Below are 24,032 nucleotides of genomic sequence, written 5' to 3' on the forward strand. Positions count from 1 at the left end.
CGGTCAGATGATGCCACGGTCAGGATGAAGATCTCGAATTAGTGAGCACAGCGGCGGCAATCACCGCGACCAAGTTGTCGGTCCAACAGTCCGATTCCTTGGTCGCGACATCGACGCCGCAGCCAAGGCAGACGAGGTTGGGGCCATCCTGCCCATCGAGCCCACAGCAGCCGTTGCACCGCTTGGAGTCGGCGTGACGAGTCGTCCCGGGCACGTCGTCGGGATGCAGGATGAACCGCGTCGCGTCGTAGTTGATCGCATAAGTGCCTCGCGCGACTCGAGGGGCGGCGATGCGGTGGTCAGACAGGTTATCGCTGGCCGGGAACATCTGCGACTCCCGGAGATCGCCGGTGAGCGGCTGCTCGCACGCGGCGCAGGCGAAGTAGATCATCGACACAGTATGACCGGGCATCCTGATGGCCCAAGCCCCGGCCGCATCCTGGATGGGTGCCGAAGTGGGTCGAGGGCCGACAACAGAGGGCAAATTCAATGGCATAGCCACGCACAATCCAGCGCCATGCAGACACCGTCTCCAAGGCACCCCTGATCGCAGCTCAAGACCGCACCATCGCCTCAAGGGACCGCGTGTTCGGCATAGTTCCGGCAACTTAATAAAGCCTCATCCAAGATGCTGCCCGCTCATTACCCCTACGAGCCTGGCCTGCCCCGGGGCCCGGCTCAACCCGGCGCCCAGCCGGCATCGCTCCCGCGATGACAGAAATGACAGTTCCGCCCGTCCGTCTGCCCCCCCGGATCAGATGGAATGCGGCAGAACAACACTGCACCGCCCGCCAGCAGCAGCCAGCCCAGATGGTTTCGATCTTGGAATAGACAGCAAAGCCATGTAGATTCTCGGACTCAGCTGCATCCGGCGCACTGCTGACCAGGTCACATCCGCGCCACCTCAGCGCGGCGTCATGCCAGCAAGTCTCGCGCGAGCTTCATCTCTGGAAGGTGGGCCGCCTGCGGACGCGTATCGGCAGGCTGTCGATCAGCAACGTAGGGCGGGACTCGGAACGATCAGGTTCGGGGGAAGAACTCTTCGCGGATCGCGGTGATGAGCTCGGGGTAGTCGTGGCCGTATGCGCGGCTTGCCCAGCGGATCGCTTCGAATGCTGCGGTAGGTGATTCGATGTCGGTTTCGTCGCCGACGGTGTACAGGTAGGTCGCGATCGCGTCGGACTGTGGGCAGGAGTCGGTTTGCCCGCCGAATCCGGGCGCGACGGTGAAGGTGATGGAGGGGTCGGTGTCCATCCAGTTGCTGATCAGCGAGGGGACCGTGAATTTGGGTGGTGGTGGTGTCGCGTTGTCCATCGCGTCGAGTGCGGCACGGAAGTCGGGGTGTTCGGCCAAGCCCGCGCGCTCGAAGGCGCGGCGTGTCGTCCACCGGGCGAGGGCGCGTTGTTGGTCGGCAGTGAGGGCGGCGATGTCGTCGACCAGGTCCCGGTCCATGTAGGCGACGTAGGACGCAGTCAGCCGCCGTCCGGGGTCAGCGGTAAGCCATTCCGAGGGTGGGCGCGGGCCGAACTGTGCCCGGTATTCGTAGACCTCGTGGGCTCGAGGGCTGTCGCGATCGACTTTGATCCACGTGCCGTTTTCGCCTGGAATGTTGACTCGGTCGTCGGTCTTCGGGCGACGGTCGGTGGGCACTTCCGTGGCGCCGTGGGCACTGTCGGTTCTGCGCAGGCACGTTATACCCGCTGGTGGTGTCGTTGTGGGGCCGAGTTGTATCAGGTAGGTCTCGACGGGTTCGGTGACGCCGAGGTCGAAGTGGGTGTCACGGCCGCAGGCATGGACTCGGATCGTGTAGCGGCCGGCCGGAATCGGTGAAAACGGTTCGGCGAGGTTCCCACCGAGTGTCATGAGGTGGAGCGCGGTGCCTGCTTCGACGACAGCCTCCTCGACCGCTTCCCACGAGTCGAGAGCGGTGTCGAACGTTCCGGTCAGGTCGACGGTGAGGGTGACCGGCCCGTGGGAGATTCCGGCGAGTACGGACACGAACCCGGGACCGGTCCAGATCAGGGTTCCCTCCGCGGTGACGTCGGTGGTGTCGGCGTCGGCTGCGGTGATGAGGAACTGATGGTCTTCGACCTGGACGGTCCCGGTTTCGGTCATCGATCTGCTCCTTTGTTCGTTATAGGCCCTTCACGTAGAACTGGTCGCCGTCAAGGGCCCGGTTCTTCAGATAGAACCAGCTCAGGATGCCACCACCGCGCATACTGTCTCGGCCCGGCATCAAGCACATATCGATCCCCTGGCCGTCGAAGTACGGCACTGGGATCGGCAGCATCCTGATCGAAGCGGGAATCTTCTCCTGCGCGCAGGGATCGGTTCGGACCCTGCCATAGGCCCGTGCCGGGCCACCACCGCCTCCACCGTCTCGGGTGGACGCGAAAGGGTATTCATCGCATTGCTGACCAGGTGGACGAGGTCCGGGAACCCGGTTGCACGTGGTGTTGCGGTTGTTTTGAACGGCGGGTTCGTCGGTGGTCCGAGTCAGCGGCGTACCATTCGGCTTGCCGGGCAGTCCGCTGGATTGGGCGTAGCCGATGTGGCCAGCGTGTGCGGTCACGTTGCGCGCGGTCATGTCGATGGTCGGCTCCGCACCTTGCACGACGCAGCCTGCGCGTAGCCACTGACCCCCGCCCGCAAACCCCGACAGCATCGCGAGATCCACCCAGTTACACCTATGCGACCATCTGACCATCGGCTCATCACAGGAGACACACAAGCCCACTAAAGGCTAGCTCAAACTTCGATTTCGCGAAAAGCCATGCCCCGCAACCGCTCTCCACGCTGTGTCGACCTCGCCAACACCCCCACCGCGCCCCGCTATTCGACAATAGTTGCGCCGAGTGTGGCGCGTACTGACAAGACGGCGGTTCCCCCGACAGCAAATGCCGACGGGGGGAACCACATCTAGGGATCGGATCTGGGGCTCGATTCATTCCAGATATGCAACAGGAGATGTTCGGCAACCGGGATCAACCGAGGTGGGTAACCCGGCGGTTCGGCCAGATATGGCTCGTGTGGCCGTTCGATCCCGTACAGCCGAACATGGACAATCGCCCGACCGGGAGGAGTCAGCGCACCAGCGAGCTCTCCGTGACATTCTTCGAGGTTGCAGTCCGCGACGTACTGTTGGCCAAGTTCGGTGAGGTACTCGGCTTCCTCGATGAACTGAGCATCGTTCGGCTCGTTCGGGAACCGCCCCTGACCGACCTCGACACTGACGCGAACTCTATTGATGACCTCGTAGTCGAAATCGTTATTTGTCAGGATGCCGAGTGCACCGACCCCGGGTTTGAGTCGCTGACCGCCTCCCTCGAAGTCTATCGTCAACGCCTGACGATGAAGATTCCGGTCTAGCAGATGAAACACCCTGCCGTCATCGTCGACAACGTCGGTCAACACCGTCAATGCTCATCTCCATCACATCGTTGGATCAGCCCGGACATAGAACTGATCACCATCCATGACCCGATTCTCGTAGTAGAAGGTGGCCAACACGTCGCCTTGTCTATTGTTGGCGGCGGCGTCTATCATGCACACGCTATATCCTGGGCTGCCGGTTCGTGAGAGCTCGACCCGCGGAGGATCATCGATCTCACATCCGGTGAAGGTTCGCCCATTCGGCGGCAGCACGACGCCAGACGGTTGGGCGGCACCTTGATATGTCGACTTGAACGGATACTCGTCACAAGTACGACCCGTAGCACTGTACCGACCACTCGGACAAGCTCGGCCCCCATTTCGCCGCCGTTCAGCTTCATTCGTCATCCGGCTCAGCGGTCCCGTCCAGTAGAACTTGGGCGCTCCAGGCAACCCGGACTGCTGCGCTTGCCGAACATGGTCGGCAATAGGGGTCAGCAAAGCCTCCGACGCGAAGTCGACCACGGGCGTCCTGGAGGGGAACACGCATCCCTGAGACTGGAGGCCGACCGAGATACCGGGAACGTTTGTTTCGTTGTCGCAGCGTATCTCTGGAGATATGCTGCGCCATTCGAGACTGCCCGGCTGCTTCTCCCGAGCTCCCGGCGACGTGAAACGGAGCTTCATCTCCATGATCAGCGTCATGATCTGGTTCGGCGCGAGTCCGTTGGGCCCGAACTCATAGAAGCCGAAGATCTGGGCACCTGGAGTGAGTGGTTCGTTGACGATCTCGTCGTGGACGATGACGGGGCACGAGATGCCGGTGCAGGGAGCGCTGCCGGTCACCGCGATCGTTCCCGAGATGTGCTCGACGGTCACGCGCACCCGGTAGTCCGAGGTGGTGCGGTTGTGGTGGGTGATGAGTTCCTGCTCGACCTTGCCGGAGGCAGAGGCGATGATGCCTGCGGGCTTGCCATCGACGGTCTGCTCGATCTCCACCACGAATGGGTTGACCGCGCAGGAATACAGTCGCTCTTCCTGCCACCACGATTCGCTGAGGGGACGGTGGGCGAGCGCGTCTGCCTTCTTCTTCTCGTAGTCCCGGTCACAGCCAGGTTTCAAGCTGATCGGATCTTGGAGCAGCCCCGGAGCGCCCTCGTTAGGCGTAGAACCGGATGGGGCGATGTATCCGGGCCCCGCGCACCCATCCAGCCCGTCCGTTGTCGGTGAGCCCATTGTTGCGCAGCGGTCCCATGGCGAACTGTCGCCGATGATCCCTTGCCCGGTGCGCCAGTCCGCGTTAGGGGCGTAGTCGTCACCCCCTGAGGTCGGTACGCGAACGTCGTCTTCATCTGGGCCGTCGCCGCCGTCGAGTGGATTGGGAACCGCGATAGTGCCCTCCTGGAAGTCCTGTTCTCGACTGTCAGCGCGCGCAACGACTCTCTCGTCACTGACCGGATAGCCGAACATCCCTGACTCGTATTGTTCGCTTCCCCACTCGATTTCGATCCGGCCGGCGACAGGGTGCGCACCGGTCGAGGGTGACCAGTAGATGCGGCCGTGTTCGAACTTGTTCATCCTGCCCTGTCCGTCGGGCAGCACGTTTTCGTCGGAAGTGGGATAGCCCAGCCAACCGCCCTCCCAACCGGTTTCGCCCCACTTGTCACGGATGGCACCTCCGACGAAGTAGGCTTCGTTGAGCTTCCAGTAGATCGTGCCGCCGTCGAAGTATTGGCGACGTCCGATCCCGTCGGGGTTGACGATCTCATCGGAGGTGGGATAGCCGAGCACGCCACCTTCCCAGCCGTTGCGTTGCCAGGCGGCATAAAAATGGTTCACCACCGGGTGAGCGCCACCCCATGGTGACCAAAAGATCGGCCCATTGGTGAATACGCTATGCGCGCCGATCCCATCGGGCTGTTGGATCTCGTTGGATGTGGGCCACAGCAGGAAGCTGTTCGGGCCGCCGAGTTCGTTGTACTTGTCCTTGATCGCTCCGCACACCTCAAACGGTGACGGCCAGTAAACCTGACAACCGGGCGTCACGAACGAGACTGCCTGTTCTCGAATCTTGGCTTCCATCGTCTCGGCCTTGTCGGCATCGGCTTTGGAGAACCCGCCTGGCACATCTTCGCGGTCCGACCGCATCTTCCCGGGCACTACTGTGGCGTTGGGATTTTCGGTCGCCCGCCATGGCTGCGCCGGTGCCGGTGGCTGCGGGGGTGGCTGAGCGTTCACCGAAACGGCTAGTCCGGCGAGTACTAGCGCGATGATCGCGATGATGAATGCCCTGAATTTCCCCGTTGTACGAGGTAGACCGAGTCGGGCGTCGTTCAATTTTCTACCCCCAGTGCGTGATTCAGTGAAACTGCGGCTATCCCAGGATCAATGATGCGCATTGGCTATGTCGGCACAATTGATACCGCCGGGGTCACGAACCGGAGACAGATCCGACAGAGCTATCCGGGGATTGCACATCGAATCATGCAGGCGCATAGTCTATTTAGATAGCGAACCTCGCCGGAGCTGGGTTTCTTGACCGGACTCGTGCGCACCATGCCTAGTGCCGGTTGTGACCGAGGTCGGCTTCAGTCTCGGTGAGATCGAGTACAGGTCGTTGAGGCCGCTGCGGCGGATTCGTAAGTCCTGTTCCGGGCGGTGGCGGCGAGGATCGTCAGTCGATGGAATCCGGCGACCGAGTCGATAGCGGGCTGCGGGCCTCGACCAGCTCGCGAGTCCACGCGAATGTTCGCGCCACGACCGGATCAGCTAACCGATCGCGCAGCTTCACATCCACATCCTCCCAAGGGATTTCAGCGGCAACTCCGCTGGAGCGACGATACTAGACCGCCTCACCAGGCAGGTCAGGCGGGCTGCGCGCCACACGCGCTCCTCACGTCGCACGATCCTATGCCGAGCAGGATTCCACCGGAGCACATCCGCACGTGGCCGAATCCGATCATCAGCACCGCAGACAACATCGCCACGGGCGGATCGGTCCGCCAAGGGACCCGACGGAGCGCCTGGATTCTCAATCCCATGTCATAAATGACATCTACATGACATCGCGACTGAGAATACGACATGCGGTTTGAGAATCCACAGCAACTTTCGACACGCCTTGACCACGGCAAAAATAACGGGTAATATCTGACATAGAAGGACTCGGGACCGGACACCCCGCTTCCTTCGACCCCACTCGCAAAGTCACGAAGGGATTCCCCATGCTCGAATTGATGGATTGGTTCTGCGGCGCTGGCGGCTCCACGCAGGGCGCATCGAAGGTGCCCGGCATGCGAGTCACCCGCGCAGCAAACCACTGGGACAAGGCTGTCGAGACCCATGCCGCCAACTACCCCGAAGCCGATCACTTCCTCGGCGACCTGAGCACCAAAGAGGCCAAGGCACAGATCGTGAAATGGCCTGTGGCCGACGTTTTCTGGGCATCGCCGGAATGCCCGCAGTGGTCCTCGGCGCGCGGCAAGAAGCGCGACTTCCACAACACCCTCCAGGGCGACCTGCTCGACTTGCAACGTGACGAGGAAGCCGAACGCAGCCGGGCGCTCATGGAAGAAGTACCGATGTATTTGCGCGGCGTGATCGAACGTGGCGGCCGAGTCCGTGCCGGGGTCGTGGAGAACGTGATCGAGGTCCGCCAATGGGACCAGTGGCACCGCTGGATCGGCGAGATCCGGGCCCTGGGTTACGGGGTCAGGGTCATCGCCCTGAACTCCGCCCACGCGCAACCGGTCCGCACTCCGGCGGCACCGCAGAGCCGGGACAGACTCTACGTCGCGTACTGGGATCTCAAGCTCGGCCGCACCCCCGACTGGAACAAATGGCTGCGGCCGATGGCCTACTGCCCCAGCTGCGACAAATGGGTGCAAGCACTCCAAGCGTTCAAGCGTCCCGGGGCGGACATGGGCCGCTACCGCACCCAGTACTCCTACCGCTGCCCCCGCTACACCTGCCGCAATGCCGTGATCGAGCCGCCTGTGCTCCCAGCAGCCGCCGCGATCGACTGGACCCTGCCAGGTACTCGCATCGGCGACCGGACGAAGCCATTGGCTCCCAAGACCATGGAACGCATTCGAGTCGGCCTGCGGCGTTACGCCTCGGCGACACCGATGATGGTCCCGGCCGGAGGCACCTGGCGTGATGACGCCACACAGGTCACCGACCCGATGAGCACCCGCACGACCCGTGAGAACGACGGCATCGCGATCCCGGAACCGTTTCTGGCATTGCTCCGCTCAGATCGACCCCGCACGATCGGCCTGCGCGACCCCAAGGCCACGATCGTCGCCGACGGCTCCAATAGCCGGTTCATCGCCCCACCGTTGATGATCCCGATGGAGGGCCGCGAGGGCAAGGGCGCTCAGCTGGCCACTCAGCCGCTGCGAACCCAGACCACCAGGGCCGAGACAGGGGTCGCATTCGTGCCGTTCGTCGCGGAGCTACGCGGCGGATCGTCAGATGCACGATCCGTGACCGACCCCCTCGCCACCGTCACGGCCAGCGGTAACCACCACGGCGTTGTCACTCCCCCGACAGGAATGTCGGATCGGTTGTGGAACTCGCTCCTTCTGCCCTACTACGGCACCAGCACCGCGCGACCGGTCGCCGATCCGATCGGTGCACTCACCACCCGCGACCGGTACGCCCTAGTCGAAACGATCACCGAGCACCACATCGGCGACGTGCGCTTCCGCATGCTGGAGCCCGAGGAGATCCAGAACGCCATGGCGTTCCGCTCCGACTACGTCGTCCTGGGCACCAAACGCCAGAAAGTGCGCCAACTCGGCAACGCCGTCACACCGCCCGCCGCCGAAATCCTGATCTCCGCGCTGGTGGAAGCCATCACCGGCGAGGAACTCGATCGCTACGCCCTGGCAGCCTGAGAGAACCGGGGAGGGCCGACAACCCGACTCTCCCCGGCAGCCTCCGCTTTTCGTCCACACTCACAACCACTTCTAGAGCGGACCTTTCGAACGTTCGATGCCACCATCAACCACGTCAACGACGCGGTCGTACAGCCGTGGGCAGACGGGGCGGGACTCGATGTTCAACGCGCCCGCCCCTGCGACGCATCACATACAGGGTCGGGCGGCCTGACGAAGCCGTGATCGCGAGACCACAGCTCGGACACGTCAGACCGCCCGAAAGTGCCCCACTCGCAAAAGGAAGGGCACCCACGAGTCTAGCAAGACAGCCACTGGCCCTAAGACCGCCGTGTACGCCACGCTCATCAGCCTGAGGTCCCCTGATGCGCCACGCCAGAAGCCTGCCTAGGCACCGCGACAGCAACCCAACAACAATGAGAGCGTGGAAACACTGATCACGTTGAAGGAATGGGCCGCTCTGCGCGGACGCAGCTACGGCTCGATTCGCAACACCTGGGTAGGCCATCCCGACTTTCCGAAACCCAAACAACCCCGCTCACGCGCCGGCCTGGGCGGAGGAACTCCCGCCCAGGAGTACGACCGCGATGAACTCGATGCCTTCGCAGACCGTTGGGAAGCCGACAAGCGACCAGCGCCGTTGGCGATGCCCGACGGTCCCGAGGAATACCGAACGCTCGGCGCAATCGCCCGGTTGCTCGGCCTCGATGGCAAGACTGTTACCCAGTACCGCGAAACCATCGATGAACAAGTCGACCACACTCCCCGCGGTGCACGTACCGTCTATCACACCCGAGGCGTGGTCGAGGTGCTCAACAAACGCCGCGGCATGGGCATGGCCCGCCCGCGCAATCCCCTGCCGCCTGAGTAGCGACGGTCTGGGCACCGACGAAGGCGGTACCTCCAATCAGGGGACCACCAGGAACCTCGCATTACTTCGCGCCACCGGGTACAACCGAGGAAACGGCGGGCACGGCTTACCCGCTATGCGATCACAGGTTCTTCGATCCAACGCTAACGGGGGGCACGATGAACATCGACGGCCAGGCCGAGTTCGAACACACCGGAAACACCTATCTACAGGTGCGTAACTGCCTTCAGGTGATGTGTCAACAACTACGCGTCCACAGGGATTGGTTCGAGCGGTCACCCGCGATGGGTCTTGAGAACTCGGCTGGTGTCTTCGACATCCTGATCGAGCAGGGCTACCTCGAGGCAGACGGAACCACCGCCACCATCTCAGTCCACGATCCTGAAACCTGCCGGTACGAGCAGATTGTCCAGCCGTCATATCGCCCCACCAGCAAGGGCTACGCATTGGCGAATGCCAGCGCGGCGAAACCCGTCCACCGGGCCACAGCAGAGAAAGCTCTAGCGGGTTTCCTACACAGGGTGGAGCAAGCCGCAGCCGATCCAATGAACTTGTGGGTAGTCGACCGTGTGGTTCTGTTCGGTTCAATGCTCGACCCGACACGGCAACGCGTAAGCGATGTAGACCTGGCCGTGCGGCTCGCCAAGAACGAACTGATCTTCGAGGCCGCTGGCGGGTACGAGCTGTCAGGTTCCGTTTTCCTCGCCGAACTGAACGGGACCAAGCACTCATCCGGGTATCGAGGGGAGTTTGGGGTGAGGAAATTCCTCAAGAACCGTTCTCGGGTGTTGAGCCTCGCTCGCCTGTCGGAGGACGGGATGATTGCCGGTCTGCCGCCTGCGACGACTCCGCATCGGGTCCTGTACGAACGACCGCGCGTGAAGTAGATCCGAGCGGGTCGGCGCGGCGGCGACGCTACCGATTACGGCGCACCGAGTTGGCCGCCATTGGCATCAATATCGCGCTGCCGGTGGCGGCCAGCAGAGGCGTCAGAGAAGGTGGCGACCGGGAACGTTCGTTCCAACGGGATGTGCTGTGTCGCACCAAGCCGGTGAGTCCCGTGTGACATATCCCACTCAACAGACAGAGGAGCATGCCTTCGGCCTGCACACTCCCCACGACATCGGATGACAGCCGGTTCGACCTCCAGGCGGCGAGTTCAATGCCAGGCCGGTGTGCGAAGAATTGGCATCCACGTCAGGGCCAGGCACTGGGCGCACTCGGATTCCCGGACACAGCAGATGAGGACAGCACCTGACCTGCCAGCCACCGAAGCAGGACGGACCCTGATCCCATCCGACCGCAGCGGCGACGTCCCCGCGGTGACCTCAGCAGCCACATCGATCCGTTAGCTAAAGGATTGCCGACCGGAAAAACTCGTCGGCGTGTCGGATTGCGACACGCCGACGAGTCTGATCGGCTAGCCAGCCTGCGCCCACACGACGCTCACCAGCTCCCCGCCGAACTCATCCCATTCTCATCCCATCGCTCAACAAACCGCCACGGGAAACGCCAGGTCACGCCAGGAAGCGTTGGGAAGTGAGGAAATGCGCCCCGAACAGGCAAAACCCTCTCTACCCCGCGACCCGCGAATAGACCTGCGCGATGATGCAGAAGTTCCTGATCCGGGACGGATCGGTGAACGTCGTGTCGGCAAAGCTGGAAGCCACTCCACTCCTCGAGGGGTATCGGCGAACTGGGTCCATCGTCCCATGGCCGGATCGGTGGCCCTGTCACCGGTGCACCGAAGCGCCGGGGCACCGTTATATTTCAGGGATGGCCAGCAGTTGGAACACACTCGGCAAGCAGCTCGGCGTGATCGCCAAGGAGCAGGGGCCGAAGATCGTGCGCAAGCAAGGGCCGCGGTTGCTGGAGAAGCTGGTGGAGGCGCTGGGCAGCAAGCCCGGTCCCGCCGTCGCCGTCCGACCGACCGCCTCCACTCCGGTGCCCACCGCGCACCGCGCCCGCCAGATCGTCTACTGCCCGCAACTGGACGGTCGCGCCGATCCCGGGGAGATCGTCTGGACCTGGGTGCCCTTCGAAGAAGACCCCACCAATGGCAAGGACCGCCCGGTCCTGGTGGTCGGCCGCGACCGCAAGACCCTGCTGGGGTTGATGCTGTCGTCCAAAGCCGAACGCGCGCACGACCGCAACTGGGTCGGCATCGGGTCGGGGCCCTGGGACAACGACGGCAGGCCCAGCTGGGTGCGGCTGGACCGGGTGCTCGACGTCCCCGAGGACGGCATCCGGCGCGAGGGCGCGATCGTCGAGCGCAAGACCTTCGACCTGGTCGCGCACCGGCTCGTCGCCGAATATCACTGGAGCTGACCGCCGCGAACCCCCCGGTCCGCCCGGACCGGGGGGTTCGCCCTGCCCGATCAGGCGGCGATCTCCTTGGATCGCCCGAAGATCAGTCCGTACACCAGCGCGCCCAGCGCCCCGCCGATCAGCGGGAACAGAATGAACGCCCACAGCTGACCCATCGCCCCGTCCTGGAAAGGCGCCACCCCGATGCTGCGCGCCGGGTTGCCCGAACCGTTGTCCACCGGGATCGCCACCAGGTTGACGATGGCGAACGCCGCGCCGATGGACATGCCCGCCAGCGGCGCGTCGGAGATCTGGTCGGTCGAGGCCAGCACCACGAACACCAGCACGCCGGTGAGCATCACCTCCATGATGATGGTCGCCGCGAGCCCGTAGCCGTTCTGCAGGACCACCTCGCCGAGCGGCCCGGTCACCGCCGACGGGCTGTGCGCGCCCCAGCCGTTGGCGCCGAGCCCGTCGACGGGCCGGTCGTAGGCGGGCAGGTTGTTGGCGATGGCGAACAGCACCAGCCCGGCCAGCAGTGCGCCGACGATCTGGAACAGCGCGTAGAACCCCGCGTTGCGCGGTGAGATACGGCCCAGCAGCAACTGCCCCAGAGTGACCGCCGGGTTCACATGGCACCCCGAGATCGGCCCGAGCGCGTACACCAGGAACATCAGCGTGAGACCGAAGGCCAGCGCCACCCCGAGCGCGCCGACCCGCTCCCCCGCCAGCACCGCCGTGCCGACACCACCGATCACCAGGACGAACGTGCCCAGTCCCTCGGCCGCCCACTTCTTGGTATCCGGCACAACCTCGGTCATCGCCCACCGCCTTCGAGAGGACTGACCCCGCGACCAGCGGGGTCCCGCACGATCCTCTCGGAGATTACGCGAGCCGGGTGACCTCCACAACGACCTCCAGATCGGTCGAGCCGCCCCCGGAGAACACCCCTTTCAGCGGTGGCACGTCGGCGTAGTCGCGCCCGACGCCGACCGAGACGTGCTGCTCGTTGACGGCGAGATTGTTGGTGGGGTCGTAGCCCCACCACTGCCCGGTCCACGCCTCGATCCAGGCGTGCGACTGCCCGGCCACCGTCTCCCCGATCGCCGCGCCCGGCTTGGGATGCAGATACCCCGACACGTAGCGGCTCGGAATCCCCATGCTGCGCAACAACACCAGTGTCAGGTGCGCGTAGTCCTGGCAGACACCGCGTCGCTCGGCGAAGGCCTGGGGCGCGGAGGTGTGCACCGAGGTGGTGCCCGCGATGTAGTCCATCTCCTTGTGCACCCACTCCGCGGCGCGCACCACCGCCTTGGCCGGCGGCTCGCCCCGGGACAGCTGCCTGGCCACCGTGGCCAGCTTGCGGTCGCGCGGCACATAGGCGGTGGGACTGAGCATCTCGTCGAAGCGGTCGACGATCCGTCCGCCGCGCAGGTCGTCGAAGGTCAGCTCCCCCGCCGGTTCGGCGAACGGTTCGGTCTCCACCACCGAGGACCCGGTCACCTCGAGTTCGGTGTGCGGGGCGTGCAGGTCGAAGGCGGTGACCGCGGTGCCCCAGTAGTCGGTGTAGCGATAGGCCCTGGTGGCGGGCACGGTCTCGACGCGATTGAGGATCACGTTCTGCCTGCTGTCGGCGCGCGGCGTGAGCCTGGCCTCGTTGAACGAGCGCGTCACCGGCGCGTCGTAGACATATCCGGTGGTGTGCACCACCCTGATCCGCCAGCTCACAGCTCTCCCTCCACCGGCACGCGCACGTCCTGGTTGCGGCGGACATCGGTCCAGGCCACCCACGGGGCGGCGTGGAAGTACTGGCGCGAGACCGCCTCGCTCACCTCGCGGCAGCATTTCTGCAGGGCGAGCAGGCGGCTCTGCAGGTCTTCCAGCAGCGCCCCCGGCGGCAGGAACTCCAGTTCGCTGCGCGCCCGGCCGAGCACCCGCTGGGCCTCGTGCCGTGCCCCGACCCGGCTGCCCGGCCGCTGGTCGAGCTCGGTCAAGCAGTCCTCGGCCACGCGCAGCGTGTGGAACACCGAGCGCGGGAAGAGCCGGTCGATCAGGATGAACTCGGCGACCCTGGCCGCGTCGAGGGCGCCGCGATGGGTGCGCAGGTAGGTATCGTGGGCACCGGCCGAGCGCAGCACCGTCACCCAGGCGGGTGAGGAGGTGCGGTCGCCCGCGCGCGAGAGCAGCAGGCGCACCATCATGTCCACGCGTTCGATGCAGCGGCCCAGCAGCAGGAAGCGGTAGCCGTCGTCGCGGCTCAGTGTCGAGTCGGTCAGCCCGGTGAACATCGCCGCGCGGTCCTTGATGAAGGAGAAGAACTCGTGCGGGCCCAGTCCGCGGGCCGCGCGTTCGGCCGCGGGCAGGCCGTTGTAGGTGGCGTTGAGGCACTCCCACATCTCGCTGGAGGTGACTTCCCTGGCGCCCCTGGCGTTCTCGCGGGCCTTGGCGATGGAGTCGCTGATCGAGACGCCGTGGTCGTGGCTGAACGCGACGAGATCGGTCACCGACCAGACGTCGAGGCGCAGGCCCTCGGGTGCTTCGATGCCGAGCACCTTGAGCAGCACCCGCGAGGTGCGGTCGGCGTCGACGGTGGCGTCTTCGAGCAGCTGGTGCACGGCGACGTCGAGGATGCGCGCGGTGTCGTCGGCGCGCTCGACGTATCGGCCGATCCAGTAGAGGGATTCGGCGTTTCGAGCAAGCATGTCTGTTATTCCCCGATCAGCCGCTGCGTCTGTTGTTGTTGCTGCTGTTGCTGATTGGCCTGCGGCGCGCTGAGCTCGCGGCCGATCTCGAACGAGTCGGCCTGGGGCGGGTCGCTCACCAGTTCCGAGCCCGCCAGTTCCCGTTCGACCGGCCCCGAGCGCCCGGCCAGCACCCAGGTGTCCTTGCTGCCGCCGCCCTGGCTGGAGTTCACCACCAGCGAGCCCGCGGGCAGCGCGACGCGGGTGAGCCCGCCCGGCAGCACCCAGATGTCGTCACCGTCGTTGACCGCGAACGGGCGCAGGTCCACATGCCGCGGCACCAGGTCGTTGCCGATCTTGGTCGGCACGGTCGAGAGCTGCACCACCGGCTGGGCGATCCAGCCGCGCGGGTCGGCCTTGATCTTGCGCCGCACGGCGTCCAGCTCGCGCGGGCCCGCGTCCGGCCCGATGACGATCCCGTAGCCGCCCGACCCCTCCACCGGCTTCACCACCAGCTCACCCACCCGGTCGAGCACCTCTTCGCGCTCGTCGTCGAGCCAGCAGCGGAAGGTGTCGACATTGGGCAGCACCGGTTTCTCGCCCAGGTAGTACTCGATGATCGTGGGCACATAGGTGTAGATCAGCTTGTCGTCGCCGACGCCGTTGCCCACCGCGCTCGAGATCACCACATTGCCCGCCCTGGCCGCGTTGAGGATGCCGGCCACGCCGAGCACCGAGTCGGGCCGGAAGTGCATCGGATCGAGGAAGGTGTCGTCGATGCGCCGGTAGATCACGTCGACCTGCCGTTCCCCGGCGGTGGTGCGCATGTAGACGACATTGTCGCGGCAGAACAGGTCGCGTCCCTCGACCAGCTCCACCCCCATCTGCCTGGCCAGCAGCGAATGCTCGAAGTAGGCGGCGTTGTGCACGCCGGGGGTGAGCACCACCACGGTGGGATCGGCCTCGTTGGGCGCGGCCGAGGCCCGCAGCGCGCGCAGCAGATGCCCCGGGTAGTCGCCGACCGCGCGCACCCGGTGCGAGGAGAACAGGTCGGGGAAGACCCGCGCCATGGTGCGGCGGTTCTCCATCACATAGGAGACCCCCGACGGTGAGCGCAGGTTGTCCTCGAGCACCCGGAAGTCACCACGTTCGTCGCGCACCAGGTCGATCCCGGAGACGTGGATGCGCACCCCGTTGGGCGGCACCAGTCCGGCCGCCTCCCGGTGGAAGTGCTCACAGGAGGTGACCAGCCGCTTGGGCATCACCTGATCGCGCAGGATGTTCTGCTCGCCGTAGATGTCGGCCAGGAACAGCTCCAGCGCGGTCACCCGCTGTTTGATGCCGCGTTCGAGCTTGGCCCACTCCGCGGCGGCGATCACCCGGGGCACCAGATCCAGCGGGAACGGGCGCTCCTGACCCGACAGCGAGAAGGTGATGCCCTGGTCGATGAAGGCACGGTCCAGCGCGTCGGACCGCTTGGCGAGGTCGTCGACATCGATGGCCGCCATCGCGGCGTGAATGCCTTTGTACGGCGCGCGGACCCGGCCCGCCACGTCGAACATCTCGTCGAAGGCGTCGGCGAAGCGGCCCGGCCCGTACCCGTCGAACAGGCCGGTCTGCGCGCTCGGCTGTGCGGTCGATCCCACCGACGCCGGTGCTGCTGATCGACCTGTACTCGGCGCTGTGGTGGAGGTCATGGGAAAAACTGTGCATCACCCGACAGCAGGGTTCTGTGAGACACAGGTAAATTTCTTGCATCACCTGAAACGGGTGAAATAGGGCAGCGGGACGGTCCGCCGGATCCGGGCCGATTTCGCCCGTCGCTGCCGAGCTGGTAACCTCGACATTCGGCGCGGTGTTACCCGTAGTTCAGCACCATCTGCTGCATCGTGGGCGCGCGCCCGACGAGCTTTCAAGACCTACCACCCAGCGACAGGAAACCAGAGGATACAGGCGTGGCCAACATCAAGTCCCAGATGAAGCGGATCCGTACCAACGAGGCGGCGCGCAAGCGCAACCAGTCGGTCAAGTCCGCGCTGCGCACCGCGATCCGCAACTTCCGTGACGCCGCTGCGAGCGGTGACAAGGAAAAGGCTGCCGAGCAGCTGCAGTTCGCGAGCCGCAAGCTCGACAAGGCCGCTTCCAAGGGCGTCATCCACGCCAACCAGGCGGCCAACAAGAAGTCCGCGCTCGCGCTGGCTCTCAACAAGATCTGATCGGAGCGGGCTCGGTCCCGCTCAGCAATACTTCGCAAGACGCAGCCGCCGTGGCCTCGATGACCACGGCGGCTTTTGTCGTCGGCTACCATTCGCCGCATGTTGACGGTCTACGCGAATCAGACGGTGGTACGAGGCGACGACCTGGCCGAGGTGATCCGCGCCGCGGAGATCCTGGGGCTCGGTCTCAAGATCGAGAACGTGATGGTGCCCGACGAGGAGGGCGGCTACTCCGCGGCCTGGATCGTCACCCGCGAGGACGAGGTTCCGCTCTACGAGGAGTGGGAGGGCCGCTACGAGGATCTCGAGGACGACGAGGAAGAGCAGCTCGCCCTCGTCGGCGAATGATCCGGGTCAGTTCACACAGGGGATCTCCCCCGAGGTGATGTCGCTGCGGACCGGTCTGCCCGCGTCGGGGGTCTCCGTCACCGAGCTGGTCGTACCGGTCTGCCTGCCGGTGGTCGCCTCCGCGGGCAGTGCCGCGGGCGGGGTGTGCCGCCGGGTCGTGGTGGTCGGCGTCGGGTCGGCGAACGGTGTCCCGAAGGCGGTCGCGATCTCGCGGCGGATGGCCGCGCGGTCGACGATGTTCACGTCCTGGCCGTTGATCACGTCGTAGCGCAGCACCGGCAGGGTACGGAATTCGACCTGCGGGTTGTCGGCGCTGCCCAGCGTGCGCACGAAGTCGGTCATGTTCCAGCCGTCGGAGAGCACGATATTGCGGTGCGCCACATCCATCAGCGCCGAGAGTTTGCCCGGATCGGTGAGGGTGCCCGCGCTGTGCAGCTGCCGGGCCACCGAGGTGAGGAAGGCCTGCTGGCGGTGGGTGCGGTCCAGGTCTCCGTTGTCCAGGCCGTGCCGCTGCCGCACGAAGGCCAGCGCCTGCGCCGGGTCCAGGTGCTGGCGGCCCGCCGGGAAGTCGGCACCGGAGAACTCCGTATCGCTGACCGCCTGTTTCAGGCACACCTCCACCCCGCCCAGCGCGTCGGCCAGATCGTAGAACCCGGCCAGGGTGATCTCGGCGAAGCGGTCGATCGGCGCCCCCGTCAGATCGCGCACCGCCCCGACGATCGAGGCGCGGCCCGCTTCCCGGCCCGCCTGCTCGAGCTTGCGCCGGTCGGTCACCCCGCGCGCGATCAGCTGGTCCTGCACGGCGGCCTTGCGCAGCCCGTACGCCTCCTTGATCTTGGCGTGGGTGTAGCCGGGGATGCCGCTGACCGGTACGTAGTCGTCACGCGGGATGGAGACCGCGACGATCTTGTCCATGGCGGCCGGGATGTGCACCAGGATCAGGGTGTTGGCGTTGTAACCGCCCTCGTCCCCGTCCCCGGCGTGGAGTTGTTCGAGTACCTCGGGTGGTAGCTCGTCGCCGTTCTGGTCACGGCGGGTGTCCAGGCCGATCAGCAGGATGTTGAGGTCGCCACCGAGTGAGTGCGGGGCGTCCTCGCCCAGCGCGTACGAGCGCAGGAAGCCGGCGTCGAAGTTGCCCGCCGTCGACCAGCCGTACGCCGTCACCGCGACGATCGCCGCCGACAATCCGGCGGCGATCCCCTTCCCGATCCCCCTGGCCCAGTCCCCCGCCGATCGACGAGCGCGTCGGCCTCGTGCGCGCTCATCGATTCGGCTGGCGGTCGGCTCGTCCATGTCGTGGTCGACTCTGCCAGCGGCAGGAGTGATGCAAGATCGCGATCGGATCGCGAATTGGTGCCGACCGCCGGGCGCCCCGCTCAGGCGGTCGGGACCGGCGTGTTCTGGCGAGCTGCCGTCCACCAGCGGCCGTTCTCCTTGACCAGCACATACAGCGCGACCATCACCGGCTCGGTGTCGATCAGCTCGCCTTCGGCGGTGATCGCGCGCGCCTGTTTGTAGGCCAGCGCGACATCGGGACGCAGGAAGCGGATGTCGGTGACGTCGTAGCGCACGTACAGGTCCTTCAGGAATCCGGCCAGCCCGGCACGGTTCGCCGCGAGCAAGGCCGCGCGACCGCTGATCACCTTGCCCGCCGCGTTGCCGACGCTGGCGTTCGCGGCGAACGGCGCGGTGAGCAGTTCGGGGTCCTTGGTGTTCATCGCGGTCTGCGCGTCGGCGACGATCCGGCGGATCGCGGCGATGTCGGCGGTGTGGTCGACGCTGTGATCGTCGATCACCGGGGGCTGTGTGGTGTCGGTGTCCATGAACAGCATCGTGCTTCCTCAACCGTTGTTCAGGTCAAGCACGAGTTCCCGCGGTGTGCTCAGCCCGCCGCGCGCAGGTCGAGAATGCGGGAGAGCGCGTGTTCCACGGCGTAGGTGGCGTCGGCGGCGCCGCCCTTGACGTCGGCGTTGAGGGTCGCCACCACCTGCAGGGCGGTGCCGATGGTGCCGGGATTCCAGCCGCGAGCCTGGGCCTGGGCTTTCTTCACCTTCCACGGCGGCATCCCGAGCTGCTGGGCCAGCTTGAACGGGTCGCCGCGGCCCGCCGACCCCACCTTGGCGATGGTGTGCACCGAGTCGGCGAGAGCGTCGGCGAGCAGTACGTGCGGCACCCCACGATCGGTGGCCCAGCGCAGGGCTTCCATCGCGGCAGGCCGGTCACCGGCCACGGCCAGCTCGGCCACATCGAAACCGGTGACCTCGGCCCGGCCGGAGTAATAGCGGCGCACGGCCTGCACATCGATCCTGCCGCCGGTGTCGGCGACCAATTGCGAACAGGCCGCGGCCAGTTCGCGCAGCTCGGAGCCGACGGACTCGATCAGCACCTGCACCGCCTCGGCGGGCACCTTGACCCCCGCCGCCCGGAACTCCCCGCGCACGAACTCCATCCGCTCACCCGCCTTGGTGAGTTTCGCGCACTCGTGGACCACCGCGCCCTGCTTCTGCAGCGCCGGAGCCAGCGCCTTGGCCCGGCCACCGCCCGAGTGCAGCACCATGAGCACCACCCCGTCGGGCGGGTCGATCGCGGCCTCGGTGATCACCGCCACCGCGTCCTTGCCAGCCTCCGCCGCGGACTCCAGCACGATCACCCGGTCCTCGGCGAACAGCGAGGGGCTCAGCAGTTCGGCCAGCTCGGCGGTACTCGCGTCACCGGCGCGCAACCGGTCGACCGGCACCGACTCCGGGTCCGGCGCATGCGCCCGCACGGCCGCGGTCACCTGCGCCACCGCGCGTTCGACCAACAGCTCCTCGTCCCCGAGAACCAGATGCACCGCGGCAGGCCGTTCGCTCACGAGCCGATCCTACGGACCGCCTCCGACAACCCGCGTGCCCCCTGCCGAGCGGATCGACGCCGGGAGGTGACGGTGCGCAGGTTCGCCGGGCTCCCGAGCACGATCACGTCACCGTCGCGGTCGGTGCGGGCCACGGTGCTGCCGAGTCCGGCCAGCGTGGCGAGGACCGTCGGGTGCGGATGCCCGAAGGTGTTGTCCACCCCGGAACTGATCAGCGCCAGCCGCGGCCGCACCGCACGGAAGAACTCCGGTGCCGTCGTCCGGGAGCCGTGGTGGGGCACCTTGAGAATGTCGGCCCGCACATCATGGCGCCGCATGACCTCGGCCTGCGCGCCCGCCTCGATGTCCCCGGTGAACAGCACCGACCCGACCGGCGTCCGCGCCATCACCACCAACGACCGATCATTGGCCTCGTCCACCCCCGAACTCGTCGGCGCCCCCGCACCCGGCGCGAGCACCGCCAGCTCCACCACACCGAAGACGAAGACCTGTCCCGCGAACAGCTCCATCAGGGGAACCCCTGCCGCACAAGCACTCTCGACAACCTGCCGGACCCCACCCTCCCCATGCCCATGATCGGCACCCGCACCGCCCGCCGAAGACCCCAGCAGGGTTGGGGCTGTACAGGGGGTATCGGCATCGGCCGCCGTGTAGTGCGAGGCGGTGGCCTCGGTGGGCGCAGTGCGCGTGATTGAGGCGGTGGCCCCGGTCGTGGTCGGCGCCCGGGGCACAGTCGGCGCCCCAGTCGCGTTCGGCGCCACGGTCACAGTCGGCGCGGCGGGCGTGACGGTCGCGCGGGTCGGAGCGGTTGCGCGCGGTGGGGTGGTGGGTAGTTCGCCTGGGGCGGTGGCGATGGCGTCGACGGTGCGGCCGCGGAGGGCGCCGGGGAGGCCGTCGATGTGGTCGGCGTGGGGGTGGGTGAGGATGAGGAGGGGGATGCGTGTGATGTGCAGGCGGTCGAGGCATCGGCGGATGAGGCGGGGGTCCGGGCCGGTGTCGATGACCACGGCGGCGCCGGGGCCGACCGAGAGGGCCAGGCCGTCACCCTGACCCACATCGCACATCGCCAGTGACCAACCGGACGGCGGCCAGCCGGGAGTCCACAGGCGCAGCGGCACGAGCACTATCGAGACGCCGAGCGCGACCACCGCGAGCAGCCGCCGCGTCCGCGACCACCGCAGGGCGGCGATCACCACGACGACGATCACGGCAGCCACCACACCACCGGTGCTACCCGACCGCACCGTCACGGTCGCCCCGGGAACCGCGGCTGCCCGATCGGCCACCTCGAGCAACCACCACATCGGTGGCCGCGCACACCACAGCACCCGGACCGCGGCATCACCCCACACGCAGGCCACCACGGCGCCCACCGCCCCGATCACCGTGATCAGCCCCACCACCGGTGCCACGAGAGCGTTCGCGACGATCGCGACCAGACTCACCCGGCCCGACAGCGCCACCATCAGCGGCAGAGTGACCACGAAGGCCGCGGCGGCCACCGCCACGATCTCCGCGGGCGCGCGCCACCATCCCCGCGCCCGCAACCAGTCGGCCCAGCTCGGCGCGAGCAGGATCAACCCGGCCGTGGCCAGCACCGACAGCGCGAACCCAGCACTCATCGCCAAGTGCGGTGCGACCGCGAGCAATCCGATCACCGCGCCACACAGCGCGGGCAGGGCCTGTTTGCGCCGTCCGGTCAGCAGCGAGAGCACGGTCACCGAGCCCATCGCGGCCGCACGCAACACACTCGGATCGGGCCGAGCGATGACGACGAACACGCCGACGACACCGGCCGCGGCGGCAGCGCTGACCCGCGGCCCGGCGGTGAGCAACCGGGTCAGTGCCAGCAACGCTGTCAGCAGGATCGTGAAGTTCGCCCCACTGACCACGCACAAATGTTGCAGCCCTGCGATTTCGAACGAATCCCGGACGTGGTCGGGTAGCGCCACGGTGTCCCCGACGACGAGTGCCGGGAGCAGTCCCGCGGCGTCCGGTGGCAGCGCCCGCGCGGCCGCCGCCACCAGATCCGCGCGCACCCCCGCCGCTACGCGCTGCCACCACGGCGGGTCACCGAGCCGTTGCGGCGCCGCCGAGGCGTTCAGCGCCACGATGGTGAGGTCGGCGCGATTCGGCCGACTCACCTGCGCCCGGAATCGCACCGTCTGCCCCGGTGACAGCGCGGCCCACTCGCCGCCGCCCGCCAGCACCACGACCGCACCGCCTGCCCGCGTCCACTCACCACCGCCACCGAATTCGCGCAGTTCGGCGTGCACGATCCACCGTCGCTGCCCACCGAATCCGCCGCCGCGCATCGGCTTCGCGTCGTCGGTGACCACCGCCACCACACTCACCGACCGCCCGACCATGTCCCGCAGCGGATGCGCCTGCACCCGATGCTCCCGCCACGCCCCCGCCACCCCGAAGCCGGCGGTCAGCAGCACGGCCGCCAACCCGGCCACCGCCACTACCCGCCACCGTTCCCGCCGGTGCGCGATCGCCCACAGCAGCACCACCCACAGCCCGATCGCCACCACCACGGCGGCCACCGAGATCACCACTCCCGCCACCCACCCGGCCCCGATCGCCACGATGGTCGCCACCCAGCACCCCACCGCGGCAGGTACCAGCCGCATATCGAGAACCGGCAGCTCCCCTTCGTCCTCCGCGGCGATCTCCTCCCCCATCACCTTCATCCGCGCACCACACCGGAAGACCCGACATCGCCGTTCCGGCCATCCGCCGGCACACGTCCGCCCCTGCCGCGCAAGCGATCACACGCGATGCACGAGCGCCGACTACGGCGCACCTCCCCGCCCGTCCCGGTCGAGCACGGCCCGGTCACCCCGACACCGCGCCGACGGGCCACGACCACCTGAGCGTCACCTCACCCGGCCGCTCCGACTCGGCGGGCAAAGCGAACGAGCCGATTCGCCGCGGCCACACCGCGGTCAACGACCCGGTTCGCGTCTCGTCGCCGCCGCCGGCGCCGGTGAGCAGCTGTGAACCCTGCCGAGGAGCAGAGCCGTCCGGACCGGCACCGAGAGCAGCAGTCGAACGAATCCCTGGACTCCCGGCCGGGGCAGGACCAGACCCCGAGGAGGAATCATTCTGAGCCGCAGTCACTTCGCTGCCGGACCCGAGAGATCCGACCGCACAGGCAGCGAATCCACGCGATCGCGACATCGCGCTGGACCGGCTCCGTGCGACTTCACCGAAGCCGCGCGTCGGCCGTTCTTCTCCAGAACCACCGACAGTTTCCCGAGAACCACCGACAGTCGATTCCTCCATAGGTACCGCGTCGCGTTCTGGAGGCAGCCTCGCAGGACACGAGGGATGTCCTTCGGGCACGGCACGACGACGAGGGTCGGCATGGAGAGCTGTCGGCCGATGCGCGGTCATATCCTCACCAGCTCGCGGAGTCGCGCCAGGCGGGCGGGGCCGATACCGTCGACCTCGCCCAGCTGGGCGATATCGGTGAAGCGGCCGTTGGCCGCGCGCCAGGCCAGGATGGCTTTCGCGGTGACCGGACCGACGCCGGGAAGAGCATCGAGTTCCGCTTCGGTGGCGGTATTGAGGTCGACCCCACCGGACTTGCCCGTGCCCGCTCCGGCCGACTTCGGACCGGAGCCGCCCGCAGGGGTGGGACCGGTGGCAGGGGTTCCGCCGGAAGCACTGATCATGGCGCTGCCGACCCGGAGCGGATCCGAGTGCGGACCGGTGGCGCCGACGACGAGCTGGTCGCCGTCGGACAGGCGCTGGGCCAGATTCAGACCGGACAGGTCGGCACCATCGCGAATCCCACCCGCCATCTCGATGGCGTCGGCGACCCGGGAACCACCGGGCAACCGGTGCAGACCGGCATGCTCGACCAGGCCCACGACGCTGACCACCACTTCGGCCCCCGGCCCCGCGCCGGTGTCCGTCAGGGCTGCTACCGCGGCGACCGTCTCGGGGCGCGCGGGCGCGGCCTCGGCACGGACCACCGGTACCGGCGGGACCGCCTGCGGAATCGGCTGATCCCGCATCATCACCACGCCGGTGACCACCACCGCGAGGACACCGACCACACCCAGTGCCATCGCACCGCGACGACCCGGATCCATCCTGGCGCCGCGAAACCGCTCCGGTACGAGCCGGTTCCGGCGCCGGGACGTTCCCTCGTCGAGCCAGCTCGGCAGTCGCACCTGCTCGGATGGCGCCGGTGCGACCTCGTCGTCCCAGCGCCCTTCGCCGCGTGTCCCCGCGCCACTCCTGCCGTCCGGGCCGCTATCCGGCGGCTGCCCACCGGCCCACTCCCGTTCCCGCACCGCCATTCCGCCCAACCGCTGCCGTACCCGCTCGTGCTCTTCGTGTCGTGACATGGCTCCGACGGTATGCCCGCCTGATCTCCCGGCCCGGCCTGCGACCTGGGCTTTCACTAGGCCTGTGGATAACTCGAAACCTGTGGACAACTAGGTGTTCCACGCCCCAGGCCACGCT

General features: G+C 66.9%; 20 protein-coding genes. 7 read left to right on the top strand and 13 right to left on the bottom strand.

The genetic code is table 11. The annotated features are described in order from the left end of the window. Positions 1 to 19: 19 nt before the first annotated feature. The 3 genes from ACFC06_RS25155 to ACFC06_RS25165 form a co-directional block, all read right to left on the bottom strand. Entirely contained in the window at positions 20 to 391 is a 372-nt protein-coding gene (locus tag ACFC06_RS25155; RefSeq protein WP_375936505.1) for a hypothetical protein, read from the bottom strand. A 629-nt stretch (positions 392 to 1,020) separates the two neighbouring features. After that, positions 1,021 to 2,115: a hypothetical protein gene (locus tag ACFC06_RS25160; protein ID WP_375936508.1), complete on the bottom strand. Its 1,095-nt coding sequence runs from the start codon at positions 2,113 to 2,115 to the stop codon at positions 1,021 to 1,023. A gap of 19 nt (positions 2,116 to 2,134) precedes the next feature. Next, a complete protein-coding gene (locus ACFC06_RS25165) occupies positions 2,135 to 2,677 on the bottom strand; it encodes a hypothetical protein (protein ID WP_375936510.1) in 543 nt (180 codons plus the stop codon). 278 nt (positions 2,678 to 2,955) lie between these two features. Between ACFC06_RS25165 and ACFC06_RS25170 the strand changes: the two genes are divergently transcribed. Further along, a complete protein-coding gene (locus tag ACFC06_RS25170; protein ID WP_375936513.1) occupies positions 2,956 to 3,369 on the top strand; it encodes a hypothetical protein in 414 nt (137 codons plus the stop codon). A 63-nt stretch (positions 3,370 to 3,432) separates the two neighbouring features. Here the strand turns inward: ACFC06_RS25170 and ACFC06_RS25175 are convergent, their stop codons facing one another. Then, entirely contained in the window at positions 3,433 to 5,520 is a 2,088-nt protein-coding gene (locus tag ACFC06_RS25175; RefSeq protein WP_375936516.1) for an LGFP repeat-containing protein, read from the bottom strand. 1,076 nt (positions 5,521 to 6,596) lie between these two features. Between ACFC06_RS25175 and ACFC06_RS25180 the strand changes: the two genes are divergently transcribed. From ACFC06_RS25180 to ACFC06_RS25195, 4 genes are all read left to right on the top strand, one after another. Next, a complete protein-coding gene (locus ACFC06_RS25180; protein ID WP_375936519.1) occupies positions 6,597 to 8,273 on the top strand; it encodes a DNA cytosine methyltransferase in 1,677 nt (558 codons plus the stop codon). A gap of 424 nt (positions 8,274 to 8,697) precedes the next feature. Then, positions 8,698 to 9,144, top strand: coding sequence for a hypothetical protein (locus tag ACFC06_RS25185; protein ID WP_375936522.1), 447 nt, complete (start codon positions 8,698 to 8,700; stop codon positions 9,142 to 9,144). Positions 9,145 to 9,302: 158 nt separating this feature from the next. Then, positions 9,303 to 10,031 carry a hypothetical protein gene (locus ACFC06_RS25190; protein ID WP_375936525.1) on the top strand — a complete coding sequence of 243 codons (729 nt, stop codon included), beginning with the start codon at positions 9,303 to 9,305 and terminating at the stop codon, positions 10,029 to 10,031. Positions 10,032 to 10,920: 889 nt separating this feature from the next. Then, positions 10,921 to 11,472 carry a type II toxin-antitoxin system PemK/MazF family toxin gene (locus ACFC06_RS25195; RefSeq protein WP_375936528.1) on the top strand — a complete coding sequence of 184 codons (552 nt, stop codon included), beginning with the start codon at positions 10,921 to 10,923 and terminating at the stop codon, positions 11,470 to 11,472. A 50-nt stretch (positions 11,473 to 11,522) separates the two neighbouring features. On the opposite strand, the gene ACFC06_RS25200 is transcribed toward ACFC06_RS25195, so the two are convergent. From ACFC06_RS25200 to ACFC06_RS25215, 4 genes are all read right to left on the bottom strand, one after another. Then, positions 11,523 to 12,272 (bottom strand): aquaporin, encoded by a 750-nt coding sequence (locus ACFC06_RS25200; RefSeq protein ID WP_278262858.1) that lies wholly within the window; start codon positions 12,270 to 12,272, stop codon positions 11,523 to 11,525. A gap of 64 nt (positions 12,273 to 12,336) precedes the next feature. After that, on the bottom strand, positions 12,337 to 13,179 hold the full coding sequence (locus tag ACFC06_RS25205; protein WP_375936532.1) for a transglutaminase domain-containing protein: 843 nt from the start codon (positions 13,177 to 13,179) through the stop codon (positions 12,337 to 12,339). After that, positions 13,176 to 14,153: an alpha-E domain-containing protein gene (locus tag ACFC06_RS25210; RefSeq protein WP_375936535.1), complete on the bottom strand. Its 978-nt coding sequence runs from the start codon at positions 14,151 to 14,153 to the stop codon at positions 13,176 to 13,178. The genes ACFC06_RS25205 and ACFC06_RS25210 overlap by 4 nt, the downstream gene beginning before the upstream one ends. A 5-nt stretch (positions 14,154 to 14,158) precedes the next feature. Beyond that, positions 14,159 to 15,694 (bottom strand): circularly permuted type 2 ATP-grasp protein, encoded by a 1,536-nt coding sequence (locus ACFC06_RS25215; protein WP_375937314.1) that lies wholly within the window; start codon positions 15,692 to 15,694, stop codon positions 14,159 to 14,161. A gap of 393 nt (positions 15,695 to 16,087) precedes the next feature. On the opposite strand from ACFC06_RS25215, the gene rpsT reads away from it, so the two are divergent. After that, on the top strand, positions 16,088 to 16,348 hold the full coding sequence (gene rpsT, locus ACFC06_RS25220) for a 30S ribosomal protein S20 (protein WP_375936538.1): 261 nt from the start codon (positions 16,088 to 16,090) through the stop codon (positions 16,346 to 16,348). Between the two features lie 99 nt (positions 16,349 to 16,447). Further along, entirely contained in the window at positions 16,448 to 16,696 is a 249-nt protein-coding gene (locus ACFC06_RS25225; protein ID WP_375936541.1) for a hypothetical protein, read from the top strand. 6 nt (positions 16,697 to 16,702) lie between these two features. Here the strand turns inward: ACFC06_RS25225 and ACFC06_RS25230 are convergent, their stop codons facing one another. From ACFC06_RS25230 to ACFC06_RS25250, 5 genes are all read right to left on the bottom strand, one after another. Then, complete coding sequence (locus ACFC06_RS25230) at positions 16,703 to 17,881, bottom strand: LCP family protein (RefSeq protein ID WP_375936544.1); 1,179 nt, start codon at positions 17,879 to 17,881, stop codon at positions 16,703 to 16,705. A gap of 191 nt (positions 17,882 to 18,072) precedes the next feature. Then, entirely contained in the window at positions 18,073 to 18,528 is a 456-nt protein-coding gene (locus ACFC06_RS25235) for an SgcJ/EcaC family oxidoreductase (protein ID WP_375936547.1), read from the bottom strand. A gap of 50 nt (positions 18,529 to 18,578) precedes the next feature. Continuing rightward, positions 18,579 to 19,550 carry a DNA polymerase III subunit delta gene (gene holA / locus ACFC06_RS25240; RefSeq protein ID WP_375936550.1) on the bottom strand — a complete coding sequence of 324 codons (972 nt, stop codon included), beginning with the start codon at positions 19,548 to 19,550 and terminating at the stop codon, positions 18,579 to 18,581. After that, positions 19,547 to 22,246 carry a ComEC/Rec2 family competence protein gene (locus tag ACFC06_RS25245; RefSeq protein ID WP_375936553.1) on the bottom strand — a complete coding sequence of 900 codons (2,700 nt, stop codon included), beginning with the start codon at positions 22,244 to 22,246 and terminating at the stop codon, positions 19,547 to 19,549. Before ACFC06_RS25245 ends, holA begins: the two co-directional genes overlap by 4 nt. A gap of 702 nt (positions 22,247 to 22,948) precedes the next feature. Further along, positions 22,949 to 23,914, bottom strand: a complete 966-nt coding sequence (locus ACFC06_RS25250) for a ComEA family DNA-binding protein (RefSeq protein ID WP_375936556.1) — start codon at positions 23,912 to 23,914, stop codon at positions 22,949 to 22,951. Between the last annotated feature and the right edge of the window lie 118 nt (positions 23,915 to 24,032).

It is taken from the genome of Nocardia sp. NPDC056064 (assembly GCF_042266925.1).
In the GTDB taxonomy this organism is placed as follows: domain Bacteria; phylum Actinomycetota; class Actinomycetes; order Mycobacteriales; family Mycobacteriaceae; genus Nocardia.

Bases quoted from the DNA above. Each gene is read 5' to 3' on its own strand.
- ACFC06_RS25155 (WP_375936505.1), bottom strand. From the start codon at position 391: ATGATCTACTTCGCCTGCGCCGCGTGCGAGCAGCCGCTCACCGGCGAT.
- ACFC06_RS25160 (WP_375936508.1), bottom strand. From the start codon at position 2,115: ATGACCGAAACCGGGACCGTCCAGGTCGAAGACCATCAGTTCCTCATC.
- ACFC06_RS25170 (WP_375936513.1), top strand. From the start codon at position 2,956: ATGCAACAGGAGATGTTCGGCAACCGGGATCAACCGAGGTGGGTAACC.
- ACFC06_RS25175 (WP_375936516.1), bottom strand. From the start codon at position 5,520: ATGCGGTCGGACCGCGAAGATGTGCCAGGCGGGTTCTCCAAAGCCGAT.
- ACFC06_RS25180 (WP_375936519.1), top strand. From the start codon at position 6,597: ATGCTCGAATTGATGGATTGGTTCTGCGGCGCTGGCGGCTCCACGCAG.
- ACFC06_RS25190 (WP_375936525.1), top strand. From the start codon at position 9,303: ATGAACATCGACGGCCAGGCCGAGTTCGAACACACCGGAAACACCTAT.
- ACFC06_RS25195 (WP_375936528.1), top strand. From the start codon at position 10,921: ATGGCCAGCAGTTGGAACACACTCGGCAAGCAGCTCGGCGTGATCGCC.
- ACFC06_RS25200 (WP_278262858.1), bottom strand. From the start codon at position 12,272: ATGACCGAGGTTGTGCCGGATACCAAGAAGTGGGCGGCCGAGGGACTG.
- ACFC06_RS25210 (WP_375936535.1), bottom strand. From the start codon at position 14,153: ATGCTTGCTCGAAACGCCGAATCCCTCTACTGGATCGGCCGATACGTC.
- ACFC06_RS25215 (WP_375937314.1), bottom strand. From the start codon at position 15,694: ATGTTCGACGTGGCGGGCCGGGTCCGCGCGCCGTACAAAGGCATTCAC.
- ACFC06_RS25225 (WP_375936541.1), top strand. From the start codon at position 16,448: ATGTTGACGGTCTACGCGAATCAGACGGTGGTACGAGGCGACGACCTG.
- ACFC06_RS25235 (WP_375936547.1), bottom strand. From the start codon at position 18,528: ATGCTGTTCATGGACACCGACACCACACAGCCCCCGGTGATCGACGAT.
- ACFC06_RS25245 (WP_375936553.1), bottom strand. From the start codon at position 22,246: ATGAAGGTGATGGGGGAGGAGATCGCCGCGGAGGACGAAGGGGAGCTG.
- ACFC06_RS25250 (WP_375936556.1), bottom strand. From the start codon at position 23,914: ATGTCACGACACGAAGAGCACGAGCGGGTACGGCAGCGGTTGGGCGGA.